Origin of the sequence: Lutibacter sp. Hel_I_33_5 (genome assembly GCF_007827455.1) — a bacterium.
Taxonomy (GTDB): domain Bacteria; phylum Bacteroidota; class Bacteroidia; order Flavobacteriales; family Flavobacteriaceae; genus Polaribacter.
This window is the reverse complement of sequence record NZ_VISM01000001.1, coordinates 2,435,776-2,452,068: the sequence shown is the minus strand read 5'-3', so window position 1 is coordinate 2,452,068 and position 16,293 is coordinate 2,435,776. Positions and strand designations below refer to the sequence as shown.

The 16,293-nt window shown below is 32.0% G+C and carries 10 protein-coding genes; 9 read left to right on the top strand and 1 reads right to left on the bottom strand.

From position 1 onward, the window contains the following. Nucleotides 1–19: 19 nt before the first annotated feature. The 7 genes from OD91_RS10785 to OD91_RS10755 all read left to right on the top strand — a co-directional run bounded on the left by OD91_RS10785 (nt 20) and on the right by OD91_RS10755 (nt 10,185). Nucleotides 20–286 (top strand): hypothetical protein, encoded by a 267-nt coding sequence (locus OD91_RS10785; RefSeq protein WP_186434439.1) that lies wholly within the window; start codon nt 20–22, stop codon nt 284–286. A 1-nt stretch (nt 287) separates the two neighbouring features. Next, nucleotides 288–1,688 (top strand): amidase family protein, encoded by a 1,401-nt coding sequence (locus tag OD91_RS10780; RefSeq protein WP_144896394.1) that lies wholly within the window; start codon nt 288–290, stop codon nt 1,686–1,688. Further along, the gene (gatB/aspS, locus tag OD91_RS10775) at nt 1,688–5,011 is read left to right on the top strand and encodes a bifunctional amidotransferase subunit GatB/aspartate--tRNA ligase AspS (protein ID WP_144896393.1); all 3,324 of its coding nucleotides are present in this window, start codon (nt 1,688–1,690) and stop codon (nt 5,009–5,011) included. The genes OD91_RS10780 and gatB/aspS overlap by 1 nt, the downstream gene beginning before the upstream one ends. Nucleotides 5,012–5,279: 268 nt before the next feature. Then, nucleotides 5,280–7,217: a DNA topoisomerase (ATP-hydrolyzing) subunit B gene (gyrB, locus tag OD91_RS10770; protein WP_144896392.1), complete on the top strand. Its 1,938-nt coding sequence runs from the start codon at nt 5,280–5,282 to the stop codon at nt 7,215–7,217. A 114-nt stretch (nt 7,218–7,331) separates the two neighbouring features. Further along, complete coding sequence (locus tag OD91_RS10765) at nt 7,332–8,396, top strand: DUF6588 family protein (RefSeq protein ID WP_144896391.1); 1,065 nt, start codon at nt 7,332–7,334, stop codon at nt 8,394–8,396. 119 nt (nt 8,397–8,515) lie between these two features. Further along, nucleotides 8,516–9,442: a malate dehydrogenase gene (mdh, locus tag OD91_RS10760; protein WP_144896390.1), complete on the top strand. Its 927-nt coding sequence runs from the start codon at nt 8,516–8,518 to the stop codon at nt 9,440–9,442. A 77-nt stretch (nt 9,443–9,519) separates the two neighbouring features. After that, the gene (locus OD91_RS10755; RefSeq protein ID WP_144896389.1) at nt 9,520–10,185 is read left to right on the top strand and encodes a DUF4412 domain-containing protein; all 666 of its coding nucleotides are present in this window, start codon (nt 9,520–9,522) and stop codon (nt 10,183–10,185) included. Between the two features lie 18 nt (nt 10,186–10,203). Here OD91_RS10755 and OD91_RS10750 read toward each other — a convergent pair whose 3' ends face one another. After that, nucleotides 10,204–11,880, bottom strand: coding sequence for a formate--tetrahydrofolate ligase (locus tag OD91_RS10750; RefSeq protein ID WP_144896388.1), 1,677 nt, complete (start codon nt 11,878–11,880; stop codon nt 10,204–10,206). Nucleotides 11,881–12,081: 201 nt separating this feature from the next. Here OD91_RS10750 and secDF point away from each other — a divergent pair, with 201 nt between their 5' ends. Both secDF and OD91_RS10740 read left to right on the top strand, forming a co-directional pair. Further along, nucleotides 12,082–15,051 (top strand): protein translocase subunit SecDF, encoded by a 2,970-nt coding sequence (secDF, locus tag OD91_RS10745; RefSeq protein ID WP_144896387.1) that lies wholly within the window; start codon nt 12,082–12,084, stop codon nt 15,049–15,051. Nucleotides 15,052–15,157: 106 nt separating this feature from the next. Continuing rightward, nucleotides 15,158–16,276 carry an adenylate kinase gene (locus OD91_RS10740; protein ID WP_144896386.1) on the top strand — a complete coding sequence of 373 codons (1,119 nt, stop codon included), beginning with the start codon at nt 15,158–15,160 and terminating at the stop codon, nt 16,274–16,276. Nucleotides 16,277–16,293 lie beyond the last annotated feature (17 nt).

Here is a 16,293-nt window from a genome sequence, read left to right as displayed (position 1 = left end):
ATTATAGATATTAAAGCATATGAGTAAAATAATGACAGTCGATATTTTATCGAGTATTAAAGGCGCGAAACCTTCGGAAGCGGTTAATCAATTATTTGATGTAATTAAAAATGCACATACAGATAACAATACTTCTAGCAATGGCAATTACAACGCTGTGTCATTAACTGATTTGCGAGAAGATATCGTAGTTAAAAGTTCTGAAATAGAACGCACAATAATAAAAGAAAACTTTCCGAAAGAAAAGAACGGTTATTTAGTAGTTTCAAAAGTTATAGAAGATTAACATGGAGTCGCAGATAAAAAAAACACACCAACAACTGGTGTCTAAACAAATTACTTGCACAGCACTAATTCAAGAAAAATTAGACCTTTTACAGCAAAACACACACAATTCAGTAAACACTTTACTTGATACTATTGCTTTAGAATTAGCGGCTAAAGTTGATGCTAAAATAAACAATGGTGAATCTATAGGTTTATTAGAAGGTATTCCTTTCGGCATTAAAGATGTGTATATGTTTCAGGGCACAAACACAACGGCTAGTTCTAATTTATTAAAAAACTATAAATCGGCTTATACAGCAACGGCAATCCAGAAGTTATTAGACGCAGGTGCAATACCGATTGTAAAAGAAAACTGTGATAGCTTTGGTCACGGATCGTCAAGTGAGAACACCATATTTGGCGCTGTGAAAAATGCCAATAATCCTAATTTAGTTGGTGGTGGATCTAGTGGTGGATCGGCTGTAAATGTTGCAAAAGATTACACCGTATTTTCTATAGGAGGCGACACTGGTGGTTCTGTACGTCAACCTGCTGGATATAATTCCGTTTATGGTTTAAAACCAACTTACGGTCGTATTTCACGTTACGGATTAATGGCTTATGCATCGTCAACCGATTGTGTAGGACCTTTAGCAAAATCGATCGAAGATATTCGTATTGTACTAAATACAATGAGTGGAAAAGATGCTAAAGATCAAACCACGTATCAATCAGAAGATATTAATGATGCTGATATTTTAAATTCCAATACTGTTAAATCTGTTGGGTATTTTAAAAACTTCATAGATTCTGATGCTATTGACACTCAGGTAAAAGCAGATTTTTTAAAAACTATTGAAAAAATAAAAGCCAAGGGTATTGAAGTTAAAGCCTTAGACTTTTTTGAATCGAACACATTAGTTTCTACTTATTATACACTTGCTATGGCAGAAACAGCCTCTAACCTATCGCGCTTAGATGGCACTAACTATGGAAATAGAATTGAATCTGACAATTTAAAAGAAACCTACGCTGTAACACGTTCAGAAAATTTTTCTGAAGAAACAAAACGCAGAATTGTTGGTGGAAATCAAGTATTATCACAAGGGTTTTCAGATGCTATTTACCTAAAAGGATTAGCTTTAAGAGATCAAATCTCACAAAGTTTTGACGCCGATTTTAACGATGTAGATATTATTTTATCTCCAGTAACACCAGCAGCTCCGCCAGAAATAGGAAACAGCTTAAAAGATCCGTTGGCCATGTATTTATCAGACGCATACACCGTTGGTTTTAGCTTAGCACAATTACCAACATTAACCATTCCTAAAGGAACAGTTACAGGATTACAAATATCGGCAGCGAAAAAAAATGACGATAAAGTTTTAACTTTTGCTAACTTTTTAAACGACGTACTATAATGGAATTAGAGCAATTAAACGCAGCGATTGAAGCACAAGATTTAGAGTTGGTTATCGGACTTGAAACACACGTACGATTAAACACAAAGACAAAATTATTTTGTTCGTGTCCAAACACTGAAATAGACAAACCTAACGAAAATATTTGTTCAGTTTGTACAGGGCAAATGGGTGTATTACCCGCTATTAATAAAGAAGCGATTACAAAAGCTATTTACTTTGGAAAAGCTGTAGAATCTAGTTTTTCAAACGAAATCATCTCGTGGGATAGAAAGCATTACGAATACCCAGATAACCCGAAAAATATTCAAATTACACAATACCACAATCCGGTAATTCCAGATGGAAAAGTATCGTGTTTTAGAAATGATGGATCACAGTTTACTGTTGAACTAACTCAAACTCATATTGAGGAAGACGCAGCAAAATTAATGCACGAAAAGAATGTTTCTTTAGTCGATTTTAATAAAGCAGGTGTACCTTTAATAGAAATAGTTACAGAACCATGTGTTCGTAATATTGAAGATGCATCAACCTACGCGCAATACATACAGCGTATTGTTCAAAATTTAAAAATATCGGAAGCTAACCTTGAAAAAGGTGAATTTAAATCGGATGTTTCTGTCTCTTTACGTAAAAAAGGAAGCAACGATTTAAACCCCAGAACAGAAATAAAAAACCTAAACTCGTTTAAGTTTATGGTCGATGCTTTAAAGGAAGAAATTGAAAAGCAACTAAACTATTTTGTTGAGCATAAAAAATTTAGACCCGACCAAACTACCGTTTTATTTGATGCAGAATTAAAGCAAACAAAGACGATGCGTAAAAAGGAGTTTGAAGCAGATTATCGCTTTATCTCTGAACCAGATTTACCTTTTGTTAGTATAAAAGAAGTTGTAGAGTCTATTGATGTAGATACAAGCGCCTTACCTTTTGCCGTAGAGTCAATACTAATTAAAGGTGGTGTTTTACCGCAAGACGCAAAGTTTTTCACTGGAGATTCATTACGATCTGAAACCTTTGTCACGATTAACAACAAGATTGGTGATGCGTCATTTGTTGCGAAAACACTAACCAATAATATTAAACCTGAAGATTATGTGAAGATTCAAAATATTGAAGATTTCACAACCATTTTCTCACTACTTAAAGAAAACAAAGTAACTGTAGTTCTTGCTCAAAATGCTATAAAATCATTATTAGATAATGCTAGTTTTGATTATACAACTTACTTTAAAGAGAATACTATTTCTGAAGCGCAAATTCAAAATGCCATCAAAAAAGTAATTTCAGAAAACGAAGCAGTTGCAAATGATATCAAAGGAGGAAACCAAGGTAAAGCTGGTATTTTAGTTGGTAAAGTAATCGCTATTATTGGTAAAGGTGCTTCAGGAAAAGTAATTAGAGAAGGAATTTTAAGTTCTCTTTCTGGTGAAGTTGGAAGTGAAAATAATGGAAACGAAAAACAAAAAACGAATAGCCAAAAGCAAATAGCTAAAGCAGAAGAAGAATTAACTCAAGTTCCTATCATCATAAAAGATGAATATAGAACACATAAAATCTCTCAACTAACAGAAACTTCAATTAACGAAGAAGTAACTTTATCTGGTTGGGTTTCTAGTGTGCGAGATCATGGGGAATTAATTTTCATCGATTTACGTGATTCTAGCAATCAAATATTTCAAGTACGATTAAGTAGAGAGTCATTCCCAAATCTAGATGAACTTGTTAAATTGAAACCAGAAACTGTAATTATGGTTACTGGAATTGTTGTTCAAAGAAAAGAAGATGACTATAATGCAGGTTTAAGAACAGGTAAACTAGAATTAGAAACAGCCACTTTAGAAATATTAAATTTATCTAAAACATTGCCTTTTGAAATAAAAAGAGCAATGAAAACAAATGAAACTACTCGTTTTCAATACAAGTTTTTAGACCACAGAAATGACGATGTTCGCAAGGCAATTGTAAATCGTCATAGAGTAATTAAGTTATTACGTGATATTTTAGATGAAGAAGAATTCTTAGAAATTGAAACGCCTATTTTAACCGCTGGAACTGATGAAGGTGCTAGAGAATTTATTGTTCCAACAAGAAAACAAGCAGGTTCTTTTTATACTTTGCCACAAGCACCTCAACAGTTTAAGCAAATGTTAATGGTTGGTGGTTTTGAGAAATATTTCCAAATTGCTCGTTGTTTTAGAGACGAAGATTCTCGTGGAGATCGTCAGCCAGAATTCACACAATTAGATATAGAATTAGCATATGCTAGTATGCAACAAATCATAGATTTAAACACAAAAATGTTTAATGAAGTGGTGACAAAAATATATGGTAAAAAATGGATTTTACATCCGTTTGAAGTTATTACCTATAAAAATGCGATGGATAAATACGGTTGCGACAGACCAGATTTACGTTTCGGATTACAAATGCAAGATATTACTGAAATTGTAAAAGACACTACATTTCAAGTTTTTAGCAAACCTATTGAAGATGGTGGAATTGTAAAATGTATTAAAGTTTCTGCAAAAGAACAAGGTAAGAAACGTATGTCTAAAGGTCAAATTGAAAACCTAACAGCAATTGCTCAACAAAATGGGCTTGGAGGTTTAGCCTATATTATTGTGAATGAAAATGATTTACAATCGCCAATCATTAAGTTTTTAGGTGAAGAGATTGCTGCCAACATTATTAAAGCTGCTGACGCTCAAATTGGTGACATTGTATTTTTCTCTGCTGCAGATTATGCAACTGCTAATAAAGCATTAGATGCTGTTCGCCAGGAAATGGGTAGAATTTTAAAGTTGATTAACTCAAAGGAATTAAGACCAGCTTGGGTGGTAGATTTCCCAATGTTTGAAAAAACAGAAGAAGGAAGATGGACGTTTACACATAATCCTTTTTCTATGCCAGCAATTTATGATTTAGAAAAACATATGACTGGAAATGATGATGAAATTGGAACAATCATAGCGCAACAATATGATTTAATCTTAAATGGTTTTGAAATCGGTGGTGGTTCAGTTCGTGCACATAAAGCTGAAATATTAGAAGCTACCTATAAAAATATGGGGTACAATAAAGAAGAAATGATGAAAAGTGTTGGAACCATGTACAAAGCGTTTCAATACGGTGCTCCTCCTCATGGTGGAATTGCTTGGGGAATTGATCGATTGATGATGATTTTAGAGAAAAAAGCATCTATTAGAGAAGTCATGGCTTTCCCAAAAACAGGATCCAGTGAAGATTTATTATTTAACGCTCCTTCTCCTTTATCTGATAAAAAAGTTGAGGAAATGAATGTAAAAGTGATTAAATAGTGTAAATTTCACTCTATTATAAAATTTTAAAATCTCGCTTCTGCGGGATTTTTTTTATTCTTTTAAATAATCATCGATTTTAGAAATATCAAAATTAAAAATAAACTCATTTTTAAGCTATTTAAGACACTTTCTTAGTAATGAACAAATGTTAATAATTACAAGTTTCATCATCTAAAATACTTTCAAAAAAAGTCCTTTTTTCGTAAATTTGTTAGGAAGGATTAACTCCTTTTTACAAAAATTAAATCTAAATAATTCACTTATCATGAGCGAAGAAAAAAAACATAATTATGATGCCTCCAGTATTCAGGCATTAGAAGGAATGGAGCATGTAAGAATGCGTCCTTCTATGTATATTGGAGATGTAGGTGTACGTGGTTTACATCACTTAGTATATGAGGTTGTAGATAATTCAATTGATGAAGCAATGGGCGGCTATTGTGACACTATTGATGTTACAATTAATGAAGACAATTCTATTACCACGAAAGATAATGGACGTGGAATTCCTGTTGGAATTCACGAAAAAGAAGGTGTTTCCGCATTACAAGTAGTAATGACAAAAATTGGGGCTGGCGGTAAATTCGACAAAGACTCTTATAAAGTTTCTGGTGGATTACACGGTGTTGGTGTTTCTTGTGTAAATGCATTATCAGAACACTTAACAGCAACAGTTCATAAAGAAGGAAAAGTTTGGCAACAAGAATACTCTAAAGGAAAAACATTATATCCAGTAAAAACTATTGGTGAAACTGACTTTACGGGAACCATCGTTACTTTTTCTCCTGACAAATCAATTTTTGCACAAACAACAGAATATAATTACGACACTTTATCTGCACGTTTACGTGAATTATCTTACTTAAATAAAGGAATTACAATCACTTTAACAGATAAGCGTAATAAAGATGATGAAGGAAATTATATCAATGAAACTTTTACAAGTACAGAAGGTCTTCCTGAATTTATTAAATATTTAGATTCAACACGTGAGCAATTAACTGCCAACGTAATTTCTATGGAGGGTGAGAAAAATGGAATTCCAGTAGAAGTTGCCATGGTATACAATACCTCATATTCAGAGAATCTTCATTCATATGTAAATAACATTAATACACATGAAGGAGGAACACATCTTTCTGGTTTTAGACGTGGATTAACGGGTACATTAAAAAAGTATGCAGATAATTCTGGATTACTTAAAAATGTAAAATTTGAAATTGCAGGTGATGATTTCCGTGAAGGATTAACAGCAATTATATCTGTTAAAGTTGCAGAACCACAATTTGAAGGACAAACAAAAACCAAATTAGGAAATAGAGAAGTAACTTCTGCTGTATCTCAAGCAGTTTCTGAAATGTTAACAGATTACTTAGAAGAAAATCCTAACGATGCTAAAACTATTGTTCAAAAAGTAATTTTAGCGGCACAAGCACGTCACGCAGCAAGAAAAGCACGTGAAATGGTACAGCGAAAAACCGTAATGAGTATAGGTGGTTTACCTGGAAAATTATCAGATTGTTCAGAAACTGACCCAGAATTATGTGAAATATTTTTAGTTGAGGGAGATTCTGCAGGTGGAACAGCAAAACAAGGTAGAGATCGTAATTTTCAAGCTATTTTACCACTTCGTGGAAAGATTTTAAATGTTGAAAAAGCGATGCAACATAAAGTTTTTGAAAACGAAGAAATCAAAAACATGTTTACTGCACTAGGAGTATCTATTGGTACAGAAGAAGATCCGAGAGCATTAAACTTAACTAAAATACGTTATCATAAAGTAGTTATTATGTGTGATGCCGATGTCGATGGATCACATATTGCTACATTAATTTTAACTTTCTTCTTTAGATACATGAGAGAGATGGTAGAACAAGGATATATTTATATTGCTACTCCACCTTTATATTTAGTGAAAAAAGGACAAAAAAGAGAATACGCTTGGGATGATAATCAACGTGATTTAATTGCTCAAAAATTAGGCGGAAGTGTAAATATTCAACGCTACAAAGGTTTAGGAGAGATGAATGCTGAGCAATTATGGGATACAACCATGAACCCAGAATTCAGAACACTACGTCAAGTTGTTATAGACAGCCCTACAGAAGCAGATAGAGTATTTTCTATGTTAATGGGAGATGAAGTACCACCAAGAAGGGACTTTATTGAACGAAATGCAAAGTATGCAAATATCGATGCGTAGAACTACGTGATATACCGTATTTAACATCTTAAAAACACATTTCAATTTTTGAAATGTGTTTTTTTTTATATCTTGCCTAAAGTTTAACCAATTATTAATTAAATATACTATATTATGAAGAAGTATGCGCTATTATTTATAGCAACACTTACGTTATCCTTAAATTCAAAAGCACAAGATGGTTTTGAAAATATTTTACTTGCAGACAAGAATGATGCAACCAAATTAATGCAAGGATATTTTGCTCCTGCCATGGAGGGGTTTATTTACAGCATGAACAATGGATGGTTTCATACTGCGAAAGTTCACAAGGTTTTAGGATTTGATTTAACAATAGGATTAAGTGCTGCAAAAGTACCAACTGAAAGAGAATTATTTAATTTAACCGCATTAGGTTTAACTTCTATTTCTGGAGCTTCATCAGCATCAACTTTTGCTGGACCTAGTAATTCAACTAGTTTAACTGTTACAAGGAATGTAACAATTAATGACCCAGCTTCTCCAGCAAATGGACAATCACAAAATGTTACTGCAAACTTAACGTTGCCAGGTGGGGTGGTTGGTGATTTACCCTTAAAAGCTGTTCCTGCCCCATTAGTTCAATTTAATATTGGCTTACCTGGAAAATTTGAAGCTAGTGTACGTTATTTTCCTGAAACTGATTTAGGGGATGATGGCGGTAAAGCAGGAATGTATGGTTTAGGTCTTAAAAAAGAAATTACAGATTGGTTTGGTCCTTTAGGTAAAACTCCATTACATGTTTCTTTATTAGCAGCTTATACATCTATGGATGTAAGTTATGGAATTCCAAATCAGACAGGTGATATTACTATAAATAATGCAAAAGCAGAATTTAATTTATCTGCTTATACTATTCAGGCTATCGCTTCATTAAATTTTCCTTTCATCAATATTTATGGAGGTTTAGGATACGGTAGTGGTAATTCTAGTTTAGTAATGAGTGGTACTTATGAAGGTAATTATTCATATAATATAGCAGGAACTAGTTATACAGAAAAAATTGATTTATCACCACCATCAAACATGGAGTTTGATGCAAGCGGCTTTAAAACCACTGTAGGAGCTAGACTAAGTTTAGGGTTCTTTAAAATATTTGCTGATTATACGTTACAAGAGTATAATACAATTAGTGCTGGTATTGCAATCAGTATCAGATAATAAAAAATACATTTTTATATAAAAAGCTCTTGAAATTTCAAGAGCTTTTTGTTTTTATATGATTTTGTAATTCTCTACTTTTGTGCAACTTAAATTAATGATCATTAAAAACAAATAAAATGAAAGTAACAGTTGTAGGTGCAGGTGCTGTTGGAGCAAGTTGTGCAGAGTACATAGCAATTAAAAACTTCGCATCAGAAGTAGTTGTATTAGATATTAAAGAAGGTTTTGCAGAAGGAAAAGCAATGGATTTAATGCAAACTGCCTCTTTAAATGGTTTTGACACTAAAATTACTGGTACTACTGGAGATTATAGTAAAACTGCAAATTCTGATGTTTGTGTTATTACTTCTGGTATCGCACGTAAACCAGGAATGTCACGTGATGAATTATTAGGCATCAATGCTGGAATTGTAAAAATGGTTTCTGCAAGCTTAATAGAACATTCGCCAAATACAATTATTATCGTGGTTTCTAATCCAATGGATACAATGACCTATTTAGTTCATAAAACAACTGGATTACCAAAAAATAGAATTATCGGAATGGGCGGTGCATTAGATTCTGCTCGTTTTAAATATAGATTAGCTGAAGCTTTAGAAGCTCCAATTTCTGATATTGACGGAATGGTTATCGGTGGACATTCTGATAAAGGAATGGTTCCATTAACTAGATTAGCAACTAGAAACTCTGTTCCTGTTTCTGAGTTTTTATCAGAAGAAAAATTAGAACAAGTAAAACAAGATACTAAAGTTGGTGGCGCCACATTAACTGGATTACTAGGCACTTCTGCTTGGTATGCTCCTGGTGCTGCTGTTTCTGGAATGGTTCAAGCAATTGCATGTGATACTAAAAAAATATTCCCTTGTTCAACATTATTAGATGGTGAATATGGATTATCTGGATTGTGTATTGGAGTTCCTGTTGTTTTAGGAAAAAACGGAATAGAACGTATCGTAGAAATTAATCTAAGTGACGCAGAGAAAGAACACTTAGCATCTTCTGCAGAAGCTGTAAAGAATAACAATACTTCTTTAAATATTTAATTTTAAAAAAAGTATATTTGTATAAGCTAACCTCTCTTAAATAAGAGAGGTTTTTTTTATAATTTTAAAATAAAACCATGAAAAAAATTGTTCAATTATTTATTCTCCTGATAACAGTATCTGTAGTTTCTCAAGAAAAACTAGAAGAAGGCGTTATAAAAATGACAATGAAAATGTCTACTGATAACGCACAAGCAAAAGCTATGTTTCAAATGATTGGTGAAGTTCCAATTACATATTACTTTAAAAACAATATGTCAAGAACAGAACAAAAGCATAATATGATTGGTGACAACACTACAATTATTGATAATAATAAAAAGAAAATGTTATTGCTTTCTGATAACCCAATGGCAGGAAAAATTTATATTGAAAAAGATTTAAATAATAGCAAACCAGATGATGTAACAGTTTCTGAAAACAACAAAACAATGACAATTGCAGGCTACAATTGTATAGGCTATGATGTTGTAATAAAGAAAGGATCAATTGAAACTAAATTAACCTTATTTATGACTGAAAAAATTTCTGCTCCTACTCAAAATACAGTTGTTATTCAAGACAAAATTAAAGGGTTTCCAATGCTTACTATTGTCAACGTAAATCAAGGAGGAATTGACATGGAAGTCGAATTAAAAGTTACCGAGGTTACTAAAAAAGAGGTAGATAATAATCTATTTGACTTTAGCATTCCTGATGGTTTTAAAAAACCAGAAAAACCAAGTCCAGCTGGAATTGATTAATAATTTACTAACCTTAATTTAAGACAAACCAGAAATAACACCATTACTGTCAATCGTCATTCCTTCAGACGCAGGAATAGATGGCAATCCTGGCATACGCATCATTTTACCTAAAATTGGAATAATAAATTGCGCTCCAGCTGCAATCTCTATTTCACGTACAGTAACAGTAAAACCTTCAGGTCTTCCGATTAATGATGCATTATCTGAAAATGATTTTTGAGTTTTAGCCATACAAATCGCAAAATCATTAAAACCTAACCTATCAATTCTACGTAAATTTAATTGTGCTTTTTTACTATACTCTACTTTTTCTGCTCCATAAATTTCTTTAGCAATTGTTTCAATTTTTTCTTTCACTGGACTTTTCCAATCATACAAAGGTTTAAGTTGAGTTGCTTTATTTTCAACTACATTTACAACTGCTTTAGCAAGATTTTGAGTTCCTTTTCCACCTTTAGCCCAACCTTCAGATAAAACAGCCTCTACACCTAATTGTTTACATGCATCAATAACAAACTGCACTTCTTCATCTGTATCTGATATAAACGAATTTATAGCAACCACGGATTCTATATTGTATTTTCTAATATTCTCTATATGTTTTTCAAGATTTCTAAACCCTTCTTTTACACGTTCTAAGTTTGGCGTATTGTATTCTTCTTTTGGAGATTTCCCATGATGACGTAGCGCTCTAATTGTAGCCACTAAAACTACACATTTAGGATTTAACTTAGCGTATGCAGATTTTATATTCAAGAATTTTTCTGCACCCAAATCCGCACCAAAACCAGCTTCCGTTACTACATAATTAGATAAAGAAAGTCCCATTTTAGTAGCAATAATAGTATTGGTTCCTTGCGCAATATTTGCGAAAGGACCTCCGTGAATTATAGCTGGATTTTCTTCTAATGTTTGTACTAAATTAGGCTTAATTGCATCTTTCAATAAAATTGCCATAGCATTCTCAGCTTTTAGATCACTAGCAAAAACTGGCTTTTTATCATAAGTAAATCCAATAAAAATATTTCCTAAACGCTTTTTTAAATTATCAAAATTAGTAGCCATACATAAAATAGCCATCACTTCTGAAGCTGGTGTTATATTAAACCCATCTTCTCTTGGAACTCCATTTGCTGTACCACCTAACCCAATAGTTATCTGTCTTAAAGAACGATCGTTCATATCAATAACACGTTTCCACAAAATTGTTCTTGGATCAATATTTAAATTACTTATCCTACTTTGAATATTATTATCAATTAATGCAGACAATAAATTATTTGCTTTTTCTATGGCGTTAAAATCACCCGTAAAATGTAAATTAATATCTTCCATCGGTACAACTTGAGAATATCCTCCACCTGCAGCTCCGCCTTTTATTCCAAAAACAGGCCCCAAAGAAGGCTCACGTAAAACAACAGTTGCTTGTTTACCAATTTTATTTAATCCTTCTGTCAATCCTATTGAAACAGTAGTTTTACCTTCACCTGTTGGTGTAGGAGTTAACGCCGTTACTAAAACCAAGTTATTTTGATTTACTTTTTCATCATCAATTAAAGATAAAGGTAGTTTTGCCTTATACTTTCCGTACATTTCTATATCATCTTCAGAGACACTTAACTTCTCTGCAATATCTTTAATATGTAATAACTCTTTTTTTTGTGCAATTTCTATATCAGATAAATGTGCCATATATCAACTTTTAGTATGTAATAAATGTCTGTTTAATGAGGTAAATATAAACAATATTAATACTTAAAAAACGACAAAAATGACACTCGATTTTTACTAAAAAAATCTAATGAGATAAATGTGATAAAAGAATTGTTAAATCTTTTTTGAAATACTATATTTGCACGTTTTTATATAGAAAGACGACTTAAATTATTGAAGATGCAAAACAAAGGACTAATCAAATTATTTGCAATCCTTTTCGGATTAGTAAGTTTATACCAATTATCATTCACATTTTTTGCGAATAAAGTAGAAGATGATGCTAAAGTTTATGCTAAAAATTTAGCTGAAGAAAACAACGGTAGAGAGCTTGCTACTTTTGAAAGAAAATATTTAGACAGCGTTGCTGGAAAAGAAATTGTAGATCTAGGGTTTACCAAATTAACTTACGACAACATCAAGGACAAAGAAATGAACTTGGGTCTTGATTTAAAAGGTGGTATTAATGCTATTTTACAAGTATCTGTAAAAGATATTTTGAAAGGGTTAACAAACGAAACTAAAAATGTAATTTTTAACCAAGCATTGGTTGCTACTGATAAAATTCAAAAAAATAGTAATGCAACTTATTTTGACGACTTTTATGATGAGTTTGTTAAGTTAGCTGGAACAAATGTAAAATTAAGTGACCCAAGTATTTTTGGAACAAAATCTTTACGTGATAAAATTGACTTTAACAAAACGAATGAAGAAGTTAAAGAAATTCTACAGGGAGAAATAGATCAATCTATTAGTACTGCGTTTGAAGTATTACGAAGTAGAATTGACAAATTTGGTGTTACGCAACCAAACATACAAAGAATTGGAAATTCAGGAAGAATTCAAATAGAATTACCTGGAGCAAAAGATATAGAACGTGTAAGTAAATTATTACAAAGTACGGCAGAATTACAATTCTGGGAAGTATTTTCTAATACAGAACTTCAAAACTTTTTTTTACAAGCAAACAGTAAAGTTAGCGAGTTACTAAAAGTTGATACAGAAGTTGTAAAGGACTCTACAGAAACTGATAGTATTGATGATTTATTAGGTAAAGACACAGATTCTACCCAAGTAGAACAAAAATCATTATTTACTTATTTAAATCCAAATTTCACACAAAATCAGCAAGCTAGTTCTACAGTAGCTTATGCTAGATTAGTTGATACAGCTCAAGTTAATAGCCTACTAGCTAATAAAGATGTTAGAGCATTATTAACTGGAGATTTAAAGTTTGCTAAATTTTTATGGGATTACAAGCCTACAAAAGGAGCAGACGGAACAGATATAATTTCATTATATGCCATAAAGTCTAACAGAGCTGACAAAGCACCTATTGAAGGTGATGTAATTGTTGACGCTGCTCAAGTATATGACCAATTGAACAAGCCAGAAGTAAGTATGACTATGAACAGTATTGGTTCTAAGTTATGGGAGAAATTAACTGGAGATAACACAGGGAAATTTGTTGCTGTAGTGTTAGATGATTATGTATATACAGCTCCTTCTGTACCAGGACCAATTGTTGGAGGAAGAACTTCAATATCTGGTGGTTTAATGACAGTAGATGAAGCACAAGATATTTCAACGGTTTTAAAAGCAGGTAAATTACCAGCTGCGGCAAAAATTATTGAATCTGAAGTTGTTGGACCTTCTTTAGGTCAAGAATCTATTGATAGAAGTATTCAATCTTTCGGACTAGCAATTATCCTTGTATTACTTTGGATGTTTTTATATTACGGAAAAGCAGGTTTATATGCAGACATCGCGTTAGCAGTAAATATCTTATTCATTTTTGGAATATTAGCATCGTTTAATGCAGTGTTAACATTACCTGGAATAGCTGGTATTATCTTAACAATTGGTATGTCTGTGGATGCAAACGTTATCATCTTTGAAAGAATTAAAGAAGGCTTATATAAAGGGAAAGGATTAAAACAATCTGTAGAAGAAGGATTCTCTATCAAAGGAGCTTTATCTGCCATTATAGATGCAAATATTACTACTTTATTAACAGGTATTATCTTATATGTTTTTGGGACAGGTCCTATTAAAGGATTTGCCTTAACATTAATGGTTGGTATAGCAACATCATTATTTACAGCAGTATTTATTACTAGATTATTAGTTGATGGAGCAGTAAATAGAGGTTCTAACCTAACGTTTAACACATCTATTTCTAAAGGTTGGTTCCAAAATTTAAATATAGAATTCCTTAGAAAACGTAAAATTGCTTATGTTATTTCTGGTGCAATTGTTTTAGCAGGTTTGGTTTCTATTTTCTCTATTGGATTAAAACAAGGAGTTGATTTTAAAGGAGGACGTTCTTTTGTTGTTCGTTTTGACCAACCAATGAATGCAACAGAAGTTGCTGGAACGTTAAAAGATGTTTTTGGAACATCACCAGAAGTTAAAACATATGGTTCTGATTCTCAGTTAAAAATAACAACAGTTTATAAGATTGATGAAGAAGGACAAAATGTAGATGAAGAGGTTCAAAGTACATTATACAAAGGATTAAAAACCTATTTAGGAGACACTTCTTATGATAATTTTAAACCAGGTTTCGAAAAATCTGGAAGCGGAGTTATGAGTTATAGAAAAGTAGATCCAACTATTGCAGATGATATTAAAACATCAGCGCTTTATGCAGTTTTCGGTTCTTTATTAGTAGTTTTCTTATACATCTTATTACGTTTTAGAAAAATATCATACTCAATTGGAGCTGTAGTTGCAGTTTTCCATGATGTATTAATTGTAATCGGAATTTTCTCAATTCTTTATAAATTTATGCCATTTGATATGGAAATCGGACAATCATTTATTGCAGCAATACTTACCGTGGTAGGTTATTCACTGAATGATACGGTGGTAATTTTTGATAGAATTAGAGAGTTTGCTGGACTTCATACTAAATGGAAATATAGCGAAGTAGTTGATAAAGCATTAAGTTCTACGTTAGGAAGAACCATAAATACATCATTAACTACTTTATTAGTAATGTTAGCTATTTTCTTATTCGGTGGAGATTCTATTAAAGGATTTATGTTTGCATTAATTATTGGTGTAATAGTAGGTACCTACTCTTCATTATTTGTTGCAACACCAATAATGTTTGATACAACTAAAAAAGACGAAAAGAATAAATAAGAGTAAAAATTAATCATATAAAAAAACCGTTTTGTTATACTGAAAATATTTCAGAAACTTCAAAACGGTTTTTTCAATTCATATCAATTAGTATATTTACCTATAAATGAGCATTATAAAGTTACATGATTTGTATTTTAAACCTTTTATTTCTGAAAAAGAAATAGATAGAATTATACAGTCATTAACCAAACAAGTAAAAGCTGATTTATACCCAAATGAAGTTCCGGTTTTTGTTGGAATTTTAAATGGGTGTTTTGTTTTTGCTGCAGACTTTATACGATCTTACAAAGGAGATTGCGAAGTATCTTTTGTTAAGCTAGCATCATACAGTGGAACCACATCAACCGAAAAAGTAAAAAACCTAATTGGTATTAATGAAGATTTAACCAATAGGACCGTAATTATTCTTGAAGACGTTATAGATACTGGAGTTACACTTCAAGAAATCTACACTATTTTTAAGGATAAAAAATTAAAAGCATTAAAAATTGTAACCCTCTTTTTTAAACCCGATGTGTATAAAAAAGAGCTGCCAATAAATTATATCGGAAAAAATATTGACGATAGATTTATTGTAGGTTACGGTTTAGATTATAACGAATTAGGAAGAAATTTACCATCAGTATATCAATTAACAACACAACCAAAAATGAAAAATATTGTATTATTTGGCCCTCCAGGTGCAGGAAAAGGAACACAGGCAGATTTACTAAAAGACAAATACAATTTAGTACATATTTCTACAGGAGATGTTTTTAGATTTAATATTAAAAACGAAACTGAACTTGGTTTATTAGCCAAGAAATTTATGGATGAAGGTGATTTAGTACCAGATGAAGTAACCATAAATATGTTAAAAGCAGAGGTTGAAAAAAACGCAGATGCAAACGGTTTTATCTTTGATGGATTTCCAAGAACAGAATCTCAAGCAATTGCTTTGGATGAGTTTTTATCTGAAAAAGGAGAACAAATAAACGGAATGGTAGCTTTAGAAGTACCAGAAGATTTATTAGTTGAACGTTTATTAGAACGTGGAAAAACTAGTGGAAGAACAGATGACACTGATGAAAGCAAAATACGTAATCGTTTTAACGAATACAATACAAAAACAGCTATTTTAAAAGACTTTTATCAAGCGCAAGGAAATTATTACGGTATAAACGGTGTTGGTTCTATTGAAGATATTACAACACGATTATCGAAAGTATTTGACACTCTATAAAAGCTGAATTGTTTATA

Excerpts from the sequence above, each read along its gene's own strand:
- OD91_RS10785 (WP_186434439.1), top strand. The coding sequence starts at position 20 with ATGAGTAAAATAATGACAGTCGATATTTTATCGAGTATTAAAGGCGCG.
- OD91_RS10780 (WP_144896394.1), top strand. The coding sequence starts at position 288 with ATGGAGTCGCAGATAAAAAAAACACACCAACAACTGGTGTCTAAACAA.
- gatB/aspS (WP_144896393.1), top strand. The coding sequence starts at position 1,688 with ATGGAATTAGAGCAATTAAACGCAGCGATTGAAGCACAAGATTTAGAG.
- gyrB (WP_144896392.1), top strand. The coding sequence starts at position 5,280 with ATGAGCGAAGAAAAAAAACATAATTATGATGCCTCCAGTATTCAGGCA.
- OD91_RS10765 (WP_144896391.1), top strand. The coding sequence starts at position 7,332 with ATGAAGAAGTATGCGCTATTATTTATAGCAACACTTACGTTATCCTTA.
- mdh (WP_144896390.1), top strand. The coding sequence starts at position 8,516 with ATGAAAGTAACAGTTGTAGGTGCAGGTGCTGTTGGAGCAAGTTGTGCA.
- OD91_RS10755 (WP_144896389.1), top strand. The coding sequence starts at position 9,520 with ATGAAAAAAATTGTTCAATTATTTATTCTCCTGATAACAGTATCTGTA.
- OD91_RS10750 (WP_144896388.1), bottom strand. The coding sequence starts at position 11,880 with ATGGCACATTTATCTGATATAGAAATTGCACAAAAAAAAGAGTTATTA.
- secDF (WP_144896387.1), top strand. The coding sequence starts at position 12,082 with ATGCAAAACAAAGGACTAATCAAATTATTTGCAATCCTTTTCGGATTA.
- OD91_RS10740 (WP_144896386.1), top strand. The coding sequence starts at position 15,158 with ATGAGCATTATAAAGTTACATGATTTGTATTTTAAACCTTTTATTTCT.